At 69.3% G+C, this 18,674-nt stretch carries 19 protein-coding genes and 1 pseudogene; 17 read left to right on the plus strand and 3 right to left on the minus strand.

Going from position 1 to position 18,674, the window contains the following annotated elements; genetic code table 11:
* The first annotated feature begins 263 nt into the window (after positions 1-263).
* The gene (locus tag JL11_RS08235; protein ID WP_054765247.1) at positions 264-1,517 is read left to right on the plus strand and encodes a tyrosine-type recombinase/integrase; all 1,254 of its coding nucleotides are present in this window, start codon (positions 264-266) and stop codon (positions 1,515-1,517) included.
* Here the strand turns inward: JL11_RS08235 and JL11_RS17180 are convergent.
* Complete coding sequence (locus tag JL11_RS17180; RefSeq protein WP_082382641.1) at positions 1,471-1,764, minus strand: helix-turn-helix transcriptional regulator; 294 nt, start codon at positions 1,762-1,764, stop codon at positions 1,471-1,473. The genes JL11_RS08235 and JL11_RS17180 overlap by 47 nt on opposite strands.
* A gap of 137 nt (positions 1,765-1,901) precedes the next feature.
* On the opposite strand from JL11_RS17180, the gene JL11_RS08245 reads away from it, so the two are divergent.
* The 5 genes and pseudogenes from JL11_RS08245 to arsH all read left to right on the plus strand — a co-directional run.
* Complete coding sequence (locus JL11_RS08245) at positions 1,902-2,237, plus strand: ArsR/SmtB family transcription factor (RefSeq protein ID WP_054765249.1); 336 nt, start codon at positions 1,902-1,904, stop codon at positions 2,235-2,237.
* A gap of 7 nt (positions 2,238-2,244) precedes the next feature.
* Entirely contained in the window at positions 2,245-2,670 is a 426-nt protein-coding gene (gene arsC / locus JL11_RS08250) for an arsenate reductase (glutaredoxin) (protein ID WP_054765250.1), read from the plus strand.
* Positions 2,667-3,746 carry an ACR3 family arsenite efflux transporter gene (arsB, locus tag JL11_RS08255; RefSeq protein ID WP_054765251.1) on the plus strand — a complete coding sequence of 360 codons (1,080 nt, stop codon included), beginning with the start codon at positions 2,667-2,669 and terminating at the stop codon, positions 3,744-3,746. The genes arsC and arsB overlap by 4 nt, the downstream gene beginning before the upstream one ends.
* Positions 3,746-4,162 carry an arsenic resistance N-acetyltransferase ArsN2 gene (arsN2, locus tag JL11_RS08260; RefSeq protein ID WP_054765252.1) on the plus strand — a complete coding sequence of 139 codons (417 nt, stop codon included), beginning with the start codon at positions 3,746-3,748 and terminating at the stop codon, positions 4,160-4,162. The genes arsB and arsN2 overlap by 1 nt, the downstream gene beginning before the upstream one ends.
* A pseudogene (gene arsH / locus JL11_RS08265) lies at positions 4,162-4,856 on the plus strand (arsenical resistance protein ArsH); the annotation flags it as partial. The gene arsN2 and the pseudogene arsH, both read left to right, overlap by 1 nt.
* A gap of 128 nt (positions 4,857-4,984) precedes the next feature.
* On the opposite strand, the gene JL11_RS08270 reads toward arsH, so the two are convergent.
* Together JL11_RS08270 and JL11_RS08275 are read right to left on the minus strand one after the other, a co-directional pair.
* Positions 4,985-6,889 (minus strand): cytochrome c/FTR1 family iron permease, encoded by a 1,905-nt coding sequence (locus tag JL11_RS08270; protein WP_231681448.1) that lies wholly within the window; start codon positions 6,887-6,889, stop codon positions 4,985-4,987.
* A 68-nt stretch (positions 6,890-6,957) separates the two neighbouring features.
* Positions 6,958-7,437: a MerR family transcriptional regulator gene (locus JL11_RS08275; protein ID WP_054765254.1), complete on the minus strand. Its 480-nt coding sequence runs from the start codon at positions 7,435-7,437 to the stop codon at positions 6,958-6,960.
* A 72-nt stretch (positions 7,438-7,509) separates the two neighbouring features.
* Between JL11_RS08275 and JL11_RS17940 the strand changes: the two genes are divergently transcribed.
* From JL11_RS17940 to JL11_RS08330, 11 genes are all read left to right on the plus strand, one after another.
* Positions 7,510-8,160: a cation transporter gene (locus JL11_RS17940; RefSeq protein ID WP_054765255.1), complete on the plus strand. Its 651-nt coding sequence runs from the start codon at positions 7,510-7,512 to the stop codon at positions 8,158-8,160.
* The gene (locus JL11_RS17945; protein WP_054765256.1) at positions 8,157-8,810 is read left to right on the plus strand and encodes a class I SAM-dependent methyltransferase; all 654 of its coding nucleotides are present in this window, start codon (positions 8,157-8,159) and stop codon (positions 8,808-8,810) included. Before JL11_RS17940 ends, JL11_RS17945 begins: the two co-directional genes overlap by 4 nt.
* A gap of 106 nt (positions 8,811-8,916) precedes the next feature.
* On the plus strand, positions 8,917-9,270 hold the full coding sequence (locus tag JL11_RS08290) for a hypothetical protein (protein ID WP_191555421.1): 354 nt from the start codon (positions 8,917-8,919) through the stop codon (positions 9,268-9,270).
* 58 nt (positions 9,271-9,328) lie between these two features.
* Entirely contained in the window at positions 9,329-10,582 is a 1,254-nt protein-coding gene (locus tag JL11_RS08295; RefSeq protein ID WP_054765257.1) for a TolC family protein, read from the plus strand.
* Entirely contained in the window at positions 10,582-11,781 is a 1,200-nt protein-coding gene (locus JL11_RS08300) for an efflux RND transporter periplasmic adaptor subunit (protein ID WP_054765258.1), read from the plus strand. The genes JL11_RS08295 and JL11_RS08300 overlap by 1 nt, the downstream gene beginning before the upstream one ends.
* Positions 11,782-11,793: 12 nt before the next feature.
* On the plus strand, positions 11,794-15,015 hold the full coding sequence (locus tag JL11_RS08305) for an efflux RND transporter permease subunit (RefSeq protein WP_054765259.1): 3,222 nt from the start codon (positions 11,794-11,796) through the stop codon (positions 15,013-15,015).
* Positions 15,015-15,617 (plus strand): cation transporter, encoded by a 603-nt coding sequence (locus JL11_RS08310; RefSeq protein ID WP_054765260.1) that lies wholly within the window; start codon positions 15,015-15,017, stop codon positions 15,615-15,617. Before JL11_RS08305 ends, JL11_RS08310 begins: the two co-directional genes overlap by 1 nt.
* Positions 15,614-16,525, plus strand: coding sequence for a cation diffusion facilitator family transporter (locus JL11_RS08315; protein ID WP_054765261.1), 912 nt, complete (start codon positions 15,614-15,616; stop codon positions 16,523-16,525). Before JL11_RS08310 ends, JL11_RS08315 begins: the two co-directional genes overlap by 4 nt.
* Positions 16,526-16,673: 148 nt before the next feature.
* Complete coding sequence (copM, locus tag JL11_RS08320; RefSeq protein WP_054765262.1) at positions 16,674-17,117, plus strand: CopM family metallochaperone; 444 nt, start codon at positions 16,674-16,676, stop codon at positions 17,115-17,117.
* On the plus strand, positions 17,089-17,532 hold the full coding sequence (locus tag JL11_RS08325) for a hypothetical protein (RefSeq protein ID WP_054765263.1): 444 nt from the start codon (positions 17,089-17,091) through the stop codon (positions 17,530-17,532). Before copM ends, JL11_RS08325 begins: the two co-directional genes overlap by 29 nt.
* Before the next feature lie 68 nt (positions 17,533-17,600).
* Entirely contained in the window at positions 17,601-18,659 is a 1,059-nt protein-coding gene (locus JL11_RS08330; protein WP_231681450.1) for an acyltransferase family protein, read from the plus strand.
* Positions 18,660-18,674 lie beyond the last annotated feature (15 nt).

Below are 18,674 nucleotides of genomic sequence, written 5' to 3' on the forward strand. Positions count from 1 at the left end.
CGCTTCCGATGTGCGACATAAGTTACTGACGCAAAAGTGAATTCTGTCGAGACCCTTCGGAGCCTTTCGGAGGGTCTTTTTTTCGTGATGCCGACCTGTCTGACGGTATCGCGCTCCGTTGCTCCCGTGGATTCCGGCTCATACCGTCTGGGCCACGGCGAGCCGATGACGGTATTCTTTTCACGCAAGACGCTGAAAAGGCGAGAAAATATCGACCTCGAACCGCCGATTTCCGGGCCTGTCCGGTGCGAGGAGATTTTACCGTGCTTACCGATGCCGCTCTGAGGAATTTGAAGCCCAAATCAAAGGCTTACAAGAGTACCGACAGGGATGGCCTCTACGCCTATGTGTCGCCAGGCGGCGCGATCTCGTTCCGCTACGACTACCGCTTCAACGGTCGGCGGGAGACGCTCACCCTGGGGCGCTATGGGCGGGGCGGTCTAAGCCTGTCGCAGGCGCGGGAACGCCTGTTCGAGATCAAGCGGACCATAGCGGACGGCGTGTCGCCCGCCTTGGAGAAGCAGCGCGCCAAGCGTCGTCTGAAAGAGGCGCGCAGCTTCGAGCATGTCGCCCAGCGCTGGATGGACACCGCCCCGATGGCGGACAGCACCCGGAACATGCGCCGGTCGATCTTCAATCGCGAGGTGCTGCCGCAGTGGCGAAACCGCCTGCTCAGCGAGATCACTCCCGATGACATCCGGGCGCACTGCAAGACCATCGTGGACCGCGGCGCGCCGGCGACGGCGATCCATGTGCGCGACATCGTCAAGCAGATCTACGCTTGGGCGATCCTGCACGGCGAGAAGATCGATAATCCGGCGGACGGCGTCGGGCCGGCGTCGATCGCGACCTTCCGGCCGCGTGACCGCAGCCTGTCACCGAGCGAGATCCGCATCATGCTGGGGCTTCTCGGAGAGGTGGCGACCCTGCCGACCATCCGGCTCGGGCTGAAGTTCATCCTGCTCAGCATGGTGCGAAAGAGCGAACTGCAGGACGGCGTCTGGCCGGAGGTGGATTTCGAGAACGCCGTCTGGTCGATCCCGGCCGCGCGGATGAAGCGCTCTCGGCCCCACAACGTCTATCTGTCGACCCAGATGCTCGACATCCTGATCGCCCTGAAGACCTGCGCCGGAAACTCCAAATACATCCTGCCCTCCCGCTACGACGCGGACGCGCCGATGTCGCGGGCGACCTTCAATCGTGTGACCTCCGCCATCGCCGAGCTGGCGAAGAAGCGGGGATTGCCGTTGGAGCCGTTCACCGTGCACGACCTGCGACGGACGGCCTCGACCCTGTTGCATGAGATGGGGTTCAACTCGGACTGGATCGAGAAGGGCCTGGCTCACGAGGAGCGGTCGTCGCGCGGCGTCTACAATAAGGCGGAGTTCGAGATGCAGCGACGGCACATGGCGCAGCAGTGGTCAGACGCGGTCGAGGCTTGGGAGGCCGGGCGGACGTTCACGCCGGTACTCAGTGTGCCGGAGGGAGAGGGACCTCGCTTCGATCCGAAGTTCTGACCGGTCGGCTGATGCGTCGGCGGACGTCGGGCGGCGCCGCGCGGCGGATCGGCTGGTTGCGGCGGCGCTCGAGCCAGGCCTCGACCTCGGCCAGGTCCCAGACCACGCAGCGGGGCGTCAGGAGGAACCGCTTCGGAAACTCGCCCCGGCGCTCCATCTCCCAGATGGTGCTGTCGGCGAGCGGCACCATCTGGTGCAATTCAGGCTTCTTGATCGTGCGGGGCAGGGGTGGGTTGCGCTGGGCCATCGATATCTCCGCTTTGATGCGGGGAATCGAACTCGAAAGGTTGCGACAGGCCTAGCCGTACCCTCTCCACCGTAGATTTGCGGCCTATGTGAGGATGAGCGGCTTGAATATTTCCATATTTCTAATAATTCAGAAATATGGAAACCGAAGCCTCGATTCTCGCTCTTGCGGCCTTGGCGCAATCAACGCGACTGGAGGCGTTTCGCCTTTTGGTCCGCCACGAGCCCGACGGTCTGGCGGCCGGTGACATCTCCAACCATCTGGCCATCCCGGCCAACACGCTGTCGTCCCATCTGGGCGTCCTGACGCGGGCCGGGCTGATCAAGTCGGAGCGTCGCAGCCGGTCGATCATCTATCGGGCCGACCTGGACAGGCTTGGTGACCTGGTCCTGTTCCTGCTCAAGGATTGCTGTGGGGGCAGAGCGGACCTGTGCGAGCCGTTGTTGGCCGAACTCGCGCCGTGTTGCTCCTGAGGCCGCCGTGGACATTATCATCTACCACAACCCGACCTGCGGGACGTCTCGCAATGCGCTTGAGCTGATCCGTCACCTCGGGATCGAGCCCCACGTCATCGAATATCTGAAAAGCCCGCCGTCGCGCGCCATGGTCGCCTGGCTGGCGGAGCGGACCGGCGCCCCGCTGCGCGACCTGCTGCGGGAAAAGGGCACGCCCTTCGCCGAACTGGGTCTCGACGCCCCAGGCCTGACGGACGAGCAACTGCTCGATGCGATCGAGGCCCATCCGATCCTGCTCAACCGACCGATCGTCGTCAGCCCCCTGGGCGTGGGCCTGTGTCGCCCGTCGGAGGCCGTGCTGGACCTGCTGCCGACCGAGAACCTGAAGCCCTTCACCAAGGAAGACGGAGAGGTCGTCATCGACGCCGACGGCCGGCGGGTGGCGCGATGATCGACGCGCCCGCCGCTTCGCCGCGCCGTCTCTCATTCCTCGACCGCTGGCTGACGCTGTGGATCTTCGCCGCCATGGCGCTGGGCGTCCTGCTCGGAACCGTCGTGCCGGGCCTGCCCGCCTGGATCGACAGCCTCTCGGTCGGGACCACCAACATCCCGATCGCGATCGGCCTGATCCTGATGATGTACCCGCCGCTGGCCAAGGTCCGCTACGAGGCCCTGCCGCGCGTGTTCGCCGACAAGCGGGTCCTGGCCCTGTCCCTGATCCAGAACTGGGTTCTCGGGCCGGTGCTGATGTTCGCGCTGGCGGTGATCTTCCTGCGCGATCAGCCGGAGTACATGACCGGCGTGATCCTGATCGGCCTAGCGCGCTGCATCGCCATGGTGCTGGTCTGGAACCAGCTGGCGCGGGGCGACAACCAGTATGTGGCCGGTCTCGTGGCCTTCAACTCGATCTTCCAGATCCTGTTCTTCAGCCTCTACGCCTGGTTCTTTCTTACCGTCCTGCCGCCGGTGTTCGGCCTGCGGGGCAGCGTGGTGGACGTCAGCGTCTGGACCATCGCCGGAGCCGTGCTGGTCTATCTCGGCGTTCCATTTCTGGCGGGTTTCCTGACCCGCCGCAGCCTGATCGCCCGCAAGGGCGCCGACTGGTACGAGCGCCGCTTCCTGCCGCGCATCGGGCCGATCACCCTGATCGCGCTGCTCTTCACCATCGTGGCCATGTTCAGCCTCAAGGGCGGAGAGGTCGTGGCCCTGCCGCTCGACGCCCTGCGCATCGCCATTCCGCTGACGATCTACTTCCTCGTCATGTTCGTCGTCAGCTTCCTGATGGGCAAGCTGATCGAGGCCGACTACCCGCGCACCACGGCCCTGGCCTTCACGGCGGCCTCCAACAATTTCGAGCTGGCGATCGCGGTCGCCATCGCGGCGTTCGGCCTGGCCTCGCCGGTCGCCTTCGCCGCCGTCATCGGCCCGCTGGTGGAGGTGCCGGTGCTGATCCTGCTGGTGTCGGTCGCTCTCTGGATGGGCCGGCGGTGGTTCCAGGACACCGTCCCGCCGGCGGACGCCGGGTGATGGTGGTCCTGTATCTGATCGAGGCGACTGAAGCCGGCCTGATCGCCGCGCTGCGGGCCGAAGGCCTGCCCGCGCCTGACGCCGGCCGCTACTTCAGCGCCGCTCACCATGGCGCCGTCGTGGGCTACGTCGGGCTGGAAGGGGAGGGGCGCGACCTGCTGCTCCGCTCCCTGGTGGTGCTCGCCGACCGGAAGGCGCGCGGCCTGGGAAGTCGGGTGCTGGCCGCCGCCGAGATCGTCGCCGCCGACCTGGGCGGCGCACGCCTGCATCTGCTCACCACGACGGCCGAACCCTTCTTCACCCGGCACGGCTACCGGGCGGCCAACCGCCAGACGGCGCCCGAGACGATCCGGCGGACCCGCGAGTTCGCGGGGCTCTGCCCTGCGTCGGCGGCCTATCTGACCAAGGACCTCTGATGACCTTCGCCCGCCTGCGAGCGCTGCCCGATCCGGATCACCTGCCGGCCCTGGACAAGGCCTATCTGTCGGCCGATCCGGCTCGCGGTCTTGGGCCGCACGATCATCGGCCCCGGATCCTGCTCCTCTACGGATCGCTGCGCGAACGGTCCTACTCGAGGTTCTGCGTCGAGGAGGCGGCCCGCCTGCTGCAGTGGATGGGATGCGAAACCCGCATCTTCGACCCGTCGGACCTCCCTCTGCCGGGCTTGCCGGGGGACGACGATCATCCGGCGGTGCGCGACCTGCGCGAGCACGCCCTGTGGTCCGAGGGCATGGTCTGGTGCAGCCCGGAGCGGCACGGCCAGGTCTCGGGCCTGATGAAGCTGCAGATCGATCATCTGCCCCTGAGCATGGCGGGGTGCGCCCGACCCAAGGCCGGACCCTGGCCGTCATGCAGGTCTCCGGTGGGTCCCAGAGCTTCAACGCCGTCAACACCCTGCGGCTGCTCGGCCGCTGGATGCGGATGATCACCATCCCCAATCAATCGAGCGTGGCCAAGGCCTTCCAGGAGTTCGACGACGCCGGGCGGATGAAGCCCTCCGCCTACTATGAGCGCATCGTCGACGTGATGGAGGAGCTGGTCCGCTTCACCATCCTGACCCGGCCCCACGCCGCCCGGCTGGTCGACCGCTACTCCGAGCGCAAGGCGGCGAGCACGCCGATCAACCCAGCCGATGACCTGTCGGCGATCGCCATCGCGCGGCCAGACCCCTGCTGCGTTCCCAGGTCAGCCCGAGCGCTCCTTCAGGACGGTTCCGGAACGGTTGGGGTCGGAGAGCCCTAGGCCGCAGCGGCGGTCTTCGGCTTGCCACCGGACCGGAGGAAGCCGACCGCCAGCACGACGACGGTCAGGACCTGTACCGCCAGACCTTCCAACGTCGGATAGAGGCCGAGGATCTCGACGCGCGGTATCCAGGCGACGGGGTGGACGTCGATCCAGCCGGCCTCCTGCAAGGCGGCGACGCCCTTGCCGACCAGCACGACCGAAAGCACGGCCATCAGGATCGAGCTGAGGGAGAAGAACTGACCGATCGGCAGGCGCTTGCTGTAGGTCAGCAGGGCCCAGGCAACGACCGCCAGAATGGCGACGGCGGTCAGGGCGCCGGCCAGCATGCCGACGTGGCCGCCCTGGCTCCAGATGGCGGCGTAGAACAGGATGGTCTCGAACACCTCGCGGTAGACCACCACGAAGGCGAGCAGGAACAGCAGCCAGGCCGACCGCCCCGACAGTGCCCTGGACAGCTTGTCGCGAATATAGATCTGCCAGGCGTCGGCATGGGACTTGCCATGCATCCAGATGCCGACCGAGACCAGGACCGCGCCGGCCAGCAGGGAGCCGAAGCCCTCCGTCAGCTCCCGGCTCGCGCCGCTGATCGAGATCAGGAAGGTCGCCGCCGCCCAGGTAGCCCCGCCGGCGAGAAGGGCCGCGATCCAGCCGCCGTGGAGATAGCGCAGCGCCTCGGGGCGCTCCGCCTTGCGCAGGAAGGCGATCATGGCGACCACGATCAGCAGAGCCTCCAAGCCTTCGCGCAGGAGGATGGTGAAAGCGCCCGCGAAACTGGCGACGTTGTCCGCCTCCTGCGGCGCCAAGGCCCGTTCGGCGGTGTCGAGCAGGGCGTTGAGCCGGGCGACCTGGGCCTCGACCTCTTCGGTCGGCGCGCCACGCCCGATGGCGGCCCGCAGGCCGGTCATAGCGGTTTCGACACGGCGCAGCAGGGCGCCGTCGCGGGCGCCGAGCGCCGGCTCCACCGGCTCGAAGCCGTCGAGATAGGCCGAGAGCGCCAGATCGGCGGCCTGTTTGCGGTCGCCCGCGCGGTAGGCCGTCAGGCTTTCCGCCAGGCGTGTGCGGGCGAGCGTGAGCGCGCCGCCCGAGGCCGGAGAGGCGGCGTCCGGATGCCGGCGGAGGTAGGCGGTGACGGCGCGGGCCTTGGTCTCGCCGATGCGCGACGCCAGGTCGTCGGGCGTGGTCTGGGTGACGGAGGCCACGGTGGGGAAGGCGGCCCGGATCGCCGGATCGCTCTCCCACAGACGTTGGCCTTCGGCGGCCTCGGCGTCGGTGAAGGCGAACCGCCCGACGTAGAAGGCCAGGGCCCAGCGATCCTCCGCCGGCAGATGCGCGAAACTGGCCATGGCGGTGCCGTCCAGGCCCTGGTCGATCACCTGATAGAGGCCGAACACGCTGCGCTGGCGGGCGCGCTCGACGTCAGCGAAGGCGATGGGCGCGGGATCCAGGCCCTGGGCGCCCTCGCCGTCGGCTCGTCCGGTGACGCCGTGGCAGACGGCGCACTGCTCCTGATAGAGGGCCTGGCCCCGGGCGAGATCGGGTGGGAAGGCCGGGGCCAGCGGGCTCGGATAGGCCGCGAGCAGCGCCGCGGCGAGGGCTTTGGCCTGGGCGGCGACCGCCTCCGGCGCGGCCTTGTCGCGGATGCTGGTCTCCAGGACGGCGGCGTCGCGCACGAGCGCGGCCTTGCCGGTGGTCGCGGGCAGGGCGTCGATGCGGGTGCGGATCTGGCCCGCGAACTCCGTCATCTCGCCGTATTCGGCCGGGTTCACGATCTGGCCGTTCGCGACGGCGCCGGCGTAATCGACCGAGACATAGTCCAGCAGTCGCCAGGCGACCTGGGCCTCCGAAGCGGCGGGCGCCTGGGCCTGGACGGGAGCCGAGGTCCCCAGGAGCAGGGTCAAGAACAGCAACCGAAGGAAATGACGCATGGCGGGCCCAACTGTGAACGGCTCGCATTATCACCGGTGCGTCAGGGTGTCGCGCTCGAAAGTGAAGCTCGTCCGCCGGGGTCATGCCCGTGACCGCAAAGGGCATGGTCGTGCAGCACCTCGATGACCTTGCAGGCGGAGACCCGACCGCCGGCGCATTCAGCCGTCATGCGCGAGAGTTCGGTCCTGAGCGCCTGGAGCCGGGCGATCTTCTCGGCGACATCGGCGAGATGCCGTTCGGCAATCGCATTGGCCTCGCCGCACGGGCGGTCGGGATGGTCCGACAGATCGAGCAGGGAGCGGATCGAGTCGATGTCGAAGCCGAGCTGGCGCGCATGGCGGATGAACGAGAGCCGCCGCGAGGCGGTGTCGTCGTACAGGCGGCGATCGCTGGCAGTGCGCGGCGGCTCCGGCAACAGGCCGATCTGTTCGTAGAAGCGGATCGTCGGAACCTTCACGCCGGTGGCGGCGGCCAGCTTGCCGATGGTGCGAAGGGACGGGGAGGGGGCGGTGGAGGCCATAGGTCAAAATAGTCGCTTGATCCTCTAGCGGCTAGAGGATGCATAGAGGTTTCCGAACACCACGGAGCCCCCATGACCGAGCCCCTGATCCAGGACGCCCCTGCCGCCTCGGGCTGCGGCTGCGGCGCGCCGGTGAAGTTCGACGGCGCCTCGCCGGCCTATCGCCGCATCCTGCTGGCGGTGATCGCCATCAACGCCGTCGCCTTCGTCGCCGTCGCGGGCGGCGCGCTTGTGCAGGGCTCGGCCTCTCTCGGGGCCAACGCCCTCGACTTCCTGGCCGACAGCGCGACCTACGCCATCAGCCTGTGGGCCATCGGCAAGTCGGTGCAGGTGCGTTCGGGCGCGGCGCTCCTGAAGGGCGCGAGCCTGGCGCTGCTGGCGGTGTTCATCCTCGGCTTCGCCGTCTGGCGCGCGGTGTCCGGCGCGCCGCCGGAGGGCACGGTCATCACCGGCCTGGGCCTGTTCGGCTTCGTCGCCAACGGCGTCGCGGCCCTGCTGCTGGTGCGCCATCGCGACGGCGACGCCAATGTCCGCTCCGTCTGGCTGTGCACCCGCAACGACCTGATCGAAAGCCTGGTCGTCGCCGCCGCCGGCGGGCTCGTCTGGCTCACGGCCTCGCGCTGGCCGGATCTGATCGCCGGCGCCGTTCTGGCGGTCGTCTTCCTGCAGTCGGCGTGGTCCATCATCCGCCAGTCCCAGGCCGAACTGAGGGCCGCGCGGTGACGACCACCTTCACCCCGGCCCTGGGCCACAGCTGGCTGAGCGACGTCTGCGACCCCGCGATCGCCCTGCTGACGCGGGAGCGGGTCTGGCGTCGCGCCCTGGTGGAGGCGCTGGATCCCCGCGCCGGCGAACGCATCATCGACGTCGGCTGCGGCACAGGCAGCCTGGCCGCTCTGATCAAGAGGCGAGCGCCCGCAAGCGAGGTGCTGGGGATCGATCCCGACGGCGACATTCTGGATCGCGCGCGCGCCAAGACGCTGTCGCTCGGGGCCGAGGTCGATTTCGTCGAGGGGTTCGCGCGGGATGTCGCCCGCATCACCGGCGACGCCGGCGCCGACAAGATCGTCTCCAGTCTGGTGTTCCACCAACTGCCCCTGCCGGAAAAGCGCGCCGGTCTGGCCGCCTGCCTGCGCGCCCTCAAGCCCGGCGGTCGTTTGCACATCGCCGACTACGGCCTGCAACGGACAACCGCGATGCGCGCGCTGTTCCGCATTATCCAGACACTGGACGGCTACGCGGACACCCAGCCCAACGCCGAAGGCGTCATCCCGATATTGCTCGCCGAGGTCGGGTTCACGGGGATCGAGGAGACGACGGTGTTTCCAACCCCGACCGGATCCATCTCCCTCTACCGGGCCGTGCGACCGTGACGGGTCGTCGCAGAGAGTCGTCCTGCGAGCCCTGTCAGGTGAACAGGGCCGGGTCCGACGGGGCTCTGTACTGTGTAACGCATTGCTCCCCGAAACGAACAAAAGTATGCAGCCCGCGATGACCTGGTCGATGACGGCATGGGCGAGACTGGTGTTGGCGGCGACCTTGGTGGTCGCGGCCTTCTTCGTCGTGCCGGTCGCCGACGCCGCGACCTGCATGCCGGAGCCGCCCGCGGCGCACGCCTCGGTCGACCATGATCCGAGCCAGGGCGATCACACCGGCTCCGCCGAACACGGCATCTGCGCGCACGGCCATTGCCATCACACCGCCTCCGCGCGGGCCGAGGCGGGGGACGATCTTCCCCTGCAGGTCTATTCGCGACCCGTGCACGCCTTCCCCATCAGCGAAGTGCGGGCCTCCATCGCCCCCGATGGCCTGATCCGACCGCCCAGAGCCTGACACGACGACCGCGCGTCCGCGCGGGCTCTCTCGTGTCACTCCCTCTGGAAGATGAATCATGCCTCCCTCATATCGCCGGCCGCCGCGCTTCGCGGTCGGCTGCGCGCTCGCCGCCTTCGCGGCTGTGCTGGCCAGCCCCGCGTGGGCTGACCCCGCCCCTTCGTTCGCCGAGCTCCTCGCCCGGCTGGATCAGACCCCTGCGACCCTGGAAGCCGGGGCGCTCGTGGACGCCGCGGAAGCGCGGGCTCGCCAGGCGCGCGTCCGCCCCAACCCGACCCTGGCCCTGGACGCCGAGAATGCGTTCGGAAGCGGACCCTTCTCGGGTTACGACAACGCCGAGACCACGCTGTCGGTCACCCAGGATCTCGAGCTCTGGGGCCGGCGTACGGCCCGGATCAATGCGGCCCGCGCCGATGCGGGGACCGCGTCGCTGCGGCGGGACCTCGCCGTGGTCGACGCCGCCGGACGGCTGGCGCTGGTCTACGCCGACGCCGAGGCGGCCGAACGTCGAGCGACGCTGGCGGAAGAGAATCTGAGCCTTACCCTGGCCGACGCCCGCGCCGCCCTGGTGCTGGTGGAGGAGGGGCGCGAGCCGCTTCTGCGCGGCATCCAGGGCGAGAGCGAAGCGGCCGCCGCGCGCGCCGGTCTCGATGAAGCCATCGCCGAACGCGACGCCGCCTTCGCGCGGCTCACGGCGGTGGCCATGCTGATCGAGCCGGTGACGACCATCGAGGCCAGCCTGCTGGACCAGGCGCCGGCGGCCGCGCTCGCGCCGACGGACCAGACGCCGTCGGTGCGCGTGGCCGAGGCCGAGCGCTCGGCCGCCGAAAGCCGCATCGCGGTCGAACGCACCCGCTCGCGGCCGGATGTGAGCGCCAGCGTCGGGCTTCGCCGCTATGAGGCGGAGGACGCGACCGCGCTGACGTTCGGCCTCAGCCTGCCCCTGCCGCTGTTCGATCGGAACCGCGGCAATATCGAAGCCGCCCAGGCGGACTTCAGGGCGGCCGACGCCCGTCTGATGACCGCCCGCCAGGAGGCCCAGGCGGATCGGGCCGCCGCACAGGCCCGCCTTCGCGCCTCGGTCAGTCGCGTCAACGCCGCCGACGCCGGCGTGCGCTCCGCCGAAGAAGCCTACCGCCTGTCGCGGATCGGCTTCGAGGCGGGTCGGATCTCGCAGCTCGAGCTTCGCGCGACCCGCACCGCCCTGGTCAACGCCAGAACCGCCGCCGTGGACGCCCGCCTCGCCCGGGTTCGCGCGGAAATCGATCTCGCGCGCCAGGACGGCCGCGCCCCCTTCCAAGGAGCCCAATGATGCGCACGCGCACTTCCAACAAGACCTTGCTGATCGGCGGGGTCGCCGCCCTCGTCATCCTCGGGGCCGGGGGTCTATACCTCGCCATGGGACGGTCGGATCCGCCCGCCGCCGAAGGCGCGGCGGCTGAAGGCGAAGCTGGTCACGCCGGAGAGGAGGGCGGCCACACCGAAGGCGAGGCCGAGGCTCCGGAGGGCTTCATCGCCCTCAGCGCGACCCAGGCCCAGGCCGCCAATCTCGTCGTCGTCGGCGTGGGCCGGGGCGGCGGCGCCGAAACCCGGCTCTCCGGCCGCGTGGAGCCGATGATCGACGCCCGCGCCGCCGTCGCCGCTTCCGTCGGCGGACGGGTGGAACGGGTGCTGGTGGCGCCCGGCCAGTCCGTTCGGATCAGCCAGCCCCTGGCCAGCCTCGTGAGCGGCGACGCGGCCACCTTCCGCGCCGACGCGGACGCGGCCGCGGCCCAGTCCGAGGCCGCGCGCCAGGCCTATCAGCGCAACAGCAACCTCGCCGACCAGGGCGTCGTCGCCCGGCAAGAGGTCGAGGCATCCCGAGCGCAGCTGCTGAGCGCCGAGGCGGCGGCCCGCGCGGCGCGCGCGCGGTCGAACGCGGCCGGATCGCCCAACGCCGCCGGACGGCTGAGCGTGAACAGCCCGATCACCGGCGTGGTCACCAGCGTCCAGGTCGGCCCGGGCGGCTTCGTCCCGCAGGGCGGCGTGATCGCCGAAGTGACAAACCCGGGCCGCGTCGAACTCGTGTTCAATGCGCCGCCGCACCTTGCGGCGCTTGTCCGCGCGGGATCGACCTTGCGGGTCTCCAGCCCCGCGGGCGATTTCGACGCCGTCGTCACCGGCGTCGCGGCCGGGGCCGGCGCCGAAAGCGGCGCCACCGTGATTCGGGCCCGGCCGACGGGGGCGACCCTGCCGCCCGCCGGTTCCGCGGTCACCGGCGTGATCGTGACCGGCGAGGCCGCCGGCGGGCTGACGGTCCCGACGGAGGCCATCCAGACCGTGGACGGCGCCAGCGTCGTCTTCGTTCAGGTCCCGAACGGCTTCCAGGCGCGCCCCGTGCTCGTCGGCCGTCAGGCCGGGGGACGCACGGAGATCCTGCGTGGCCTCGACGGGTCCGAACGGGTCGCCGGAACCAACGCCTTCCTCCTCAAAGCCGAACTCGCCAAGGGCGAGGCCGAGCACGGCCACTAGGGGGACGCGCGCATGTTCAAATTCATCATCGAGCTGTCGGTCAAATTCCGATGGTTCATCGTCCTGGCCACGGCGCTCGTCGCGGCCTACGGGCTTCTCGAACTGACACGGCTGCCGATCGACGCCGTGCCGGACATCACCAATCGCCAGGTTCAGGTGACCACCGTCGCCCCCGCCCTGGCCCCCGAGCAGATCGAACGACAGGTCACCTATCCGATCGAGACCGCCATGGCCGGCATTCCGGGTCTGACCTCGACCCGGTCGCTGAGCCGCAACGGCTTTAGCCAGGTGACCGTCATCTTCACCGACCAGACGGACATCTATTTCGCCCGTCAGCAGGTCGCTGAGCGACTGGCGCAAGCCCGCGAGACCATGCCCGAGGGCGTCGAGCCCGCCTTGGCGCCCATCACCACGGGCCTGGGCGAGGTGCTGATGTGGACGGTCGACTACAAGCCGTTCAATAGCGCCAATCTCGCCAAGCCCGGCCAGACCGGCTGGCAGGCCGGGGGCGCCTATCTGACGCCCGAGGGCGACGTCCTGACCACCCCGCAACAGCGCGCCACCTATCTGCGCACCGTGCAGGACTGGATCATCGCTCCACAGATGCGCACGGCGCCCGGCCTGGCCGGCGTCGACACCGTCGGCGGCTATGTGAAGGAGTATGCGGTCCGTCCGGACACCGCCCGCCTGTCGGCCTACGGCCTCGGCATGGGCGACCTGATCCAGGCCCTTGATCGGGCTAACACCCAGGCCGGCGCCGGCTATGTGCAACGCGCCGGCGAAGCCTTGACGGTTCGCACCGACGCCCTGGCCTCGACGGTGGAGGATCTGGCCCAGGCTCCGGTCGTCAACCGGAATGGCCTGGTCGTCCGCGTCGCCGATGTCGCCACGGTGGAGATCGGTCAGGCGCCGCGTCTGGGCGGCGCGAGCCGCGACGGGCACGAAGCGGTTCTGGGCACCGCCCTGATGATCGCGGGCGGCAACAGCCGGACGGTGGCCCAGGCGGCCGGCGACCGGCTCGAGGAGGTGCAGAAGACCCTGCCGCCCGGCATTGAGGCGGTGACGGTTCTCGATCGAAGCGCCCTGGTCAATTCCACCATCGGCACGGTGGCGCGCAATCTGACCGAGGGCGCGCTCCTGGTCATCGTCGTGCTGTTCCTGCTGCTGGGCAACATCCGGGCGGCGAGCATCACGGCGCTGATGATCCCGATCAGCTTCCTGTTCGCGGTCATCGGCATGAATCGCTTCGGGATCAGCGGAAACCTGATGAGCCTAGGCGCGCTGGACTTCGGTCTGCTCGTCGACGGCGCGGTGGTCGTGGTCGAGAACACCCTGCTGATGCTCAGCCAGAAGCGGGCGGAGGCCGGGCGGATGCTGACCCGGCGTGAACGCCTCGGCGTCGCCGCCGCGGCCGCGCGGCAGATGGTCAAGCCGGCCGCCTTCGGTCAGCTGATCATCCTGCTCGTGTTCACGCCGCTGCTGATGCTGGAAGGAGTCGAGGGCAAGACCTTCATCCCGATGGGCGCGACGGTCATGCTGGCCCTGGTCGGCGCCTTCATCTTCTCCTTCACCTTCGTGCCCGCCATGACCGCGCTCCTGGTCCGCGACCCCAAGACGATCAAGGTCGACGAGCACGGCCACGCTCACGAGCACGAGACCTTCCTGCTGCGCCATGCGCGCCGTGGGATCGCGCCCGCCATCCGGATGGCCGTCGATCGCCCCAAGATCGTGCTGCTCTCGGCCCTCGGCGCCCTGGTCATCGGCGGCGTCACCTTTACCACCCTCGGCCGGGAGTTCATCCCGACCCTGGACGAGGGCGACATCGCCATGCAGGCGCTGCGCGTCCCGTCCGCGTCGCTCGAACAATCGCTGGCCATGCAGATGGCGATCGAGCGGTCGATCAAGGCCCAGCCGGAAGTGGAGACCATGTTCTCGCGGACCGGCACCGCCGAGGCGGCGGTGGACCCCATGCCGCCCAACATCTCCGACAGCGTCATCGTCCTCAAGGACCGCAGGGACTGGCCGAACCCGGGGCTGGAGAAGGAAGAACTGATCGAGCGCTTCGAGGAAGTCGCGTCGCGCCAGATCGGCAACAACTTCGAATTCAGCCAGCCGATCGAGCTCCGCTTCAACGAGCTGATCTCGGGGGTGCGGACCGATCTCGCCGTGATGGTCTATGGCGACGACTTCGCCACCATGCAGCGGGTCGCCGACCAGGTCGCCAACGCTCTGCGTCAGACCAACGGCGCCGCGGACGTGAGGGTGGAGCAGGCGTCCGGCCTGCCGACGCTGACGATCAGCGTGGATCGTTTCGCCGCGGCCAACTACGGCCTGTCGGCGGCGGACGTCTCCGAGGCGGTCTCGGCCGCCATCGGCGGCGCCGAGGCGGGCCGCATCTTCGAGGGCGATCGTCGGTTCGACGTGGTGGTCCGTCTTCCGGACGGTGCGCGGAACGATCCGGCGGCGCTGGCGGCCTTGCCGATCGTGTCCTCGACCGGCGTGACCGTGCCCCTGTCGTCGGTGGCGCGCATCCAGAGCGCAGAGGGGCCCAACCAGATCAGCCGCAACGACGGCAGCCGCCGCATGGTCGTCCAGGCCAATGTGCGGGGTCGCGATCTGGGCGGCTTCGTCACCGACGCCCAGAGGTCGGTGGACCAGGTCCAGCTCCCGCCGGGCGTCCGCCTGGACTGGGGCGGTCAGTTCGAGAACCTGAAGCGCGCCGAACAGCGTCTCGGTCTCGTCATCCCGATCGTCTTCGTCCTGATCGGCGTGTTGCTGTTCATGGCGCTCGGCTCCTTCGCCGAGGCGGGTCTAGTGTTCGCCTGCGTGCCTCTGGCTCTCGTCGGCGGGGCTCTGGCGCTCCTCTTGCGCGGCATGCCCTTCTCCGTCTCGGCGGCGGTCGGCTTCATCGCCGTTTCCGGCGTGGCCACGCTCAACGGCCTGGTCCTCATGCAGGCCATTCGAGAACGGCTGCAGGCGGGACTTCCGCCCCGGGAGGCGGCCATTGAAGGGGCGTCCAGCCGCCTGCGGGCGGTCCTGACGACCGCCATGGTGGCCATCGTCGGCTTTATCCCCATGGCCATCGCCCACGGCGCGGGGGCCGAAGTGCAGAAACCGCTGGCGACCGTCGTCATCGGCGGCCTGATCACCGCTACCGCCCTGACCCTGCTGGTCCTCCCGACCTTCGCGGCCAAGGCGGTGCGTCACCGCAAGGACGAAGGGATCGAGGACTGATGACCCGCACCCAGGATGACCGTCGGCAGCGCCGGACGCTGCTGACGGTTCTCGGCCTCAACGCCGGCCTGGCGGCGGCGCTCGGAATCGGCGGCGTGACCGCCGATTCCAGCGCCTTGCTGGCCAATGCGGTCGACAACGCGTCGGACGCCGCGGTCTATCTCATCAGTTTCCTGGCCATCGGTCGGGCCGGAACCTGGAAGCGCGGCGCCGCGCGGGCGTCCGGGGTCATGCTCCTGCTGTTCGCCGCCGGCGTCCTCGTCGACGGCGTCCGCCGCGTGATCACCGGGACTGAGCCGATCGGACCGACCATGATGGCGCTCGCCCTCGCCGCCGCCGTGGTCAATCTGATCTGCCTGCAACTCATCCGTCGCCAGCATAGCGGCGACGTCAACATGAAGGCGGCAGAGACCTTCAGCTTCAACGACTTCGCCTCCAACGGCGGCATCCTCGTCGCAGGCGGCCTGGTCCTCTGGCTCGACCAAGCCTGGCCCGACCTCGTCGTCGGCGTCCTTGTCGCCGCCATCGCGGTCAAGGGCGGCGTCGAGATTCTGAAGGACGCGAACACGGCCTCCGAACACGAACAGGAACGCGCCTCATGACCAGCCATGATCATTCCAGCGGTCACGCCCACGATCACACCGCCGGAGCCAACGCCCGGCAACTCGGTATCGCCCTTGCGCTGACCGGGACCTTCCTGATCGTCGAGGTCATCGGCGGCCTGGTGTTCAACAGCCTCGCCCTGCTGTCGGACGCGGCCCACATGTTCACCGATGCGGCGGCCCTCGCCATCGCCCTGCTGGCGATCAAGATCGGCCAGCGGCCAGCCGACGAGAAGCGGACTTTCGGCTACCGCCGCTTCGAAATCCTGGCCGCGGCGTTCAATGCCGTGCTGCTCTTCGTGGTCGCCGGCTACGTTCTGTACGAGGGGATCAAACGCATTGTCGATCCCGAGCCCGTCGGCTCGATCGGCATGCTGATCGTCGCCGCCGCCGGTCTGGTCATCAACCTGATCTCCATGCGCATCCTGTCGAGCGGGAAGGATCGCAGCCTTAACGTCAAGGGCGCCTATCTCGAGGTCTGGGCGGACATGCTCGGATCGCTCGGCGTCCTCGTGGCCGCCGTCGTCATCACCGTGACGGACTGGCGCTGGGTCGACCCGATCGTCGCGATCGCCATCGGCCTGTGGGTCCTGCCCCGGACCTGGATCCTGCTGCGCGACACAACCCACATCCTGCTGGAGGGCGCCCCGCGCGGCGTGGCCCTGTCGGATGTCCGCGCCGCCATTCTCGCCACCCCGGGCGTCGCCAGCCTGCACGATCTCCACGTCTGGGTCTCCGGCGCGGATCGGGCCAGTTGCACGGTCCACGTCGTCCTGGTCGAGGGCGTCGACGCCGACGCCGTCCGTCAGGCGGTCGCCGAGATGCTGGAAGAGCGCTTCGACCTGCACCACACGACCGTTCAGACCGAGCTCGAGCCCTGTGGCGACGCGAGAGGTCTGCACGCATGACCCCCGACGACGAACCCGCCCGGCCCGTCGCCATGACCGGCGCCGAGAGTCGGTCCGTCCAGCACTGGCGCGAGGTGTTCGCTCCGGTCCTCGCGCCGGTCCCGCTGATCCGCGCGTCTCTCGTGCCTCGAGTCTCAAGGAACCTGCCATGAAACGCTTCGGATGGATCTCGGTGATCGCGGTCTTCCTCGCGCTCGCCGCCTTCGCCTTCGGCATGCTGTCGCGTCGCGGCGCACCCGAACCCCCGGCCTTGCCGCCGGTCGAGGCGCGGGCGATGGACGCCCACGCCGGACATGACGAGGCGGCCTCGGACGCGCCTTCGACGCGGGCCTATCGCGAGGCCGCCGACCGCATGCACCAGGCGATGAACATCACCTACACCGGCGACGCGGACATCGACTTCCTGCGCGGCATGATCGCCCACCACGAGGGCGCGATCGCTATGGCCAAGATCGCCGCCGAGCAAGGGGAGGCGGAGGACGTCCGCGGCCTGGCCCAGGAGATCATCGACGCCCAGGAAGCCGAGATCGTGCGCATGCGCATCATGCTGGCGCGGCACGAGGATGCGCCGGCCGATCCCGAGCGGCCCTGACGCCGTGGCCGGCAAGCGCTTCACGGTCCGCAGCCGCAGCATCCGTTGGCGCGAGGGGCGCTACAAGGGGCGTCGGCGGTCGAGCCGGCGCCCACATCCGAAGTCACGGCCGGCGGTTGATGCGTTGATCGCGTTGGCGGCCAGTCTGATCGCAGCCTTCCTTGTCCTGTGCATGGCCTTCTCCCTGTCCGGCTCCTACGGGATACCGCTCTACGTCGGCTACGGCGGGCTGTTGGCCGTCGTGACGATCGGCTGTCTGGTCCTGGGCCCCCGGGATCGCGGCGGGCTGATTATCGCCGCCGGCCTGGCCTTGCTGTGCATCGTCGGGACGCTCTACCTCTACGGCGCCCGCCCGGACGTGCACTATCATCCCCATTCGAACGCGCGGCCCCAGGCCGCGGGGAGGGCGGAATGAGCGATCGGGCCTCGGCAGAGTCCGCAACACGCCGACCGGCGCGCATCGCGCGCGGCGGCTGGCTGGACGTGCTGCGGTTCGCCGCCGGCGCGCTGATCATCCTCTATCACTTCCGCGAGGCGGCCCCGCTGCCGCTCGGACAGATTCATCCGGTATTCGACCGGGGGTTCCTGCTGACGAATTTCTTCATCATCGACTCCGGCTATGTGCTGGCCCGGATCTACGGCGAGCGTCTGGCCTCGGGCGGCATGGACGTCGGGGCCTATGCCCGCCAGCGGCTGTTGCGCGTGTTTCCGGCCCATCTGGTCGTGATCGCCGGTCTGGCGGCACTGGTCGCGGCCGCCGCGCTGGCCGGCGTCCAGCCGAGCAATCCCCAATGGTTCGACTGGGCGCAGCTGCCCGCCCAGGCTCTGCTCGTACAGGCCTACGGCGTGCCCGGCGGCGTCGGCTGGAACGCACCGACCTGGACGTTATCGGCGCTGATCGGCTGCTATCTGCTCCTGCCGTGGATCTGCCGGGCGCTGTGGGCGCGTCCCTGGGCGACGACGCTGGCGGCGGTCGGCCTGCTTTTGGCCGCCGACTTCGCGAGCCGTTTCTGGCTCGGCGACCCCGTCTATCGTCTGCCGCTGCGCTTCGGGTTCCTGCGGGCCTTGCCGCTCTTCCTGCTCGGCGTGGCCGCTGCGGTGGTCGGCGCGCGCCTCTATGTCCGCCCGGCCGTGGCGGGCGCTTTGGGACTGGGGGCCTTCGCCGCGCTGACGCTGGTTCAGGCCGTGGGCCCGTTCGGCCTCGCCTCCCTGTTGCTGATGACGATCATCATCTGGGCGGCGGGCGCCTTGCCCGTGGTGCGCCCGTCTCGCCTGATCGAACATCTCGGCCTGATGTCGTTCGCGATGTTCCTCACCAATGAGGTGACCCGCATCGTCTGGTTCGGCCTGTTCGACGCTGTCGGTCAGGCGAATTGGTCCGTCGGGATGCGATGGGGCGTCTGGGCGGTCGGTCTGGCGGCGGCGTTCGTCGGCGCGGCGGTGTTTCGTTACGGGTTCGATCGCCCGGTGCAGGCTTGGCTGAATCCGCCGGGATCGACGACCCCAGCGCCTGGCGTGAGCCGCGAACGGCCGATCGCCTGATCACGCGCCGGCGGC

Origin of the sequence: Brevundimonas sp. DS20, assembly GCF_001310255.1 — a bacterium.
In the GTDB taxonomy this organism is placed as follows: Bacteria; Pseudomonadota; Alphaproteobacteria; order Caulobacterales; family Caulobacteraceae; genus Brevundimonas; species Brevundimonas aurantiaca.

What these genes read in the sequence shown, in the direction of transcription:
- JL11_RS08310 (WP_054765260.1), top strand. Translation starts at nt 15,015, where the DNA reads ATGACCCGCACCCAGGATGACCGTCGGCAGCGCCGGACGCTGCTGACG.
- JL11_RS08300 (WP_054765258.1), top strand. Translation starts at nt 10,582, where the DNA reads ATGCGCACGCGCACTTCCAACAAGACCTTGCTGATCGGCGGGGTCGCC.
- JL11_RS08245 (WP_054765249.1), top strand. Translation starts at nt 1,902, where the DNA reads ATGGAAACCGAAGCCTCGATTCTCGCTCTTGCGGCCTTGGCGCAATCA.
- arsB (WP_054765251.1), top strand. Translation starts at nt 2,667, where the DNA reads ATGATCGACGCGCCCGCCGCTTCGCCGCGCCGTCTCTCATTCCTCGAC.
- JL11_RS08325 (WP_054765263.1), top strand. Translation starts at nt 17,089, where the DNA reads ATGCGCCGGCCGATCCCGAGCGGCCCTGACGCCGTGGCCGGCAAGCGC.
- JL11_RS17940 (WP_054765255.1), top strand. Translation starts at nt 7,510, where the DNA reads ATGACCGAGCCCCTGATCCAGGACGCCCCTGCCGCCTCGGGCTGCGGC.
- JL11_RS08315 (WP_054765261.1), top strand. Translation starts at nt 15,614, where the DNA reads ATGACCAGCCATGATCATTCCAGCGGTCACGCCCACGATCACACCGCC.
- JL11_RS08295 (WP_054765257.1), top strand. Translation starts at nt 9,329, where the DNA reads ATGCCTCCCTCATATCGCCGGCCGCCGCGCTTCGCGGTCGGCTGCGCG.
- arsN2 (WP_054765252.1), top strand. Translation starts at nt 3,746, where the DNA reads ATGGTGGTCCTGTATCTGATCGAGGCGACTGAAGCCGGCCTGATCGCC.
- JL11_RS17180 (WP_082382641.1), bottom strand. Translation starts at nt 1,764, where the DNA reads ATGGCCCAGCGCAACCCACCCCTGCCCCGCACGATCAAGAAGCCTGAA.
- JL11_RS08290 (WP_191555421.1), top strand. Translation starts at nt 8,917, where the DNA reads ATGCAGCCCGCGATGACCTGGTCGATGACGGCATGGGCGAGACTGGTG.
- copM (WP_054765262.1), top strand. Translation starts at nt 16,674, where the DNA reads ATGAAACGCTTCGGATGGATCTCGGTGATCGCGGTCTTCCTCGCGCTC.
- JL11_RS08275 (WP_054765254.1), bottom strand. Translation starts at nt 7,437, where the DNA reads ATGGCCTCCACCGCCCCCTCCCCGTCCCTTCGCACCATCGGCAAGCTG.
- JL11_RS08305 (WP_054765259.1), top strand. Translation starts at nt 11,794, where the DNA reads ATGTTCAAATTCATCATCGAGCTGTCGGTCAAATTCCGATGGTTCATC.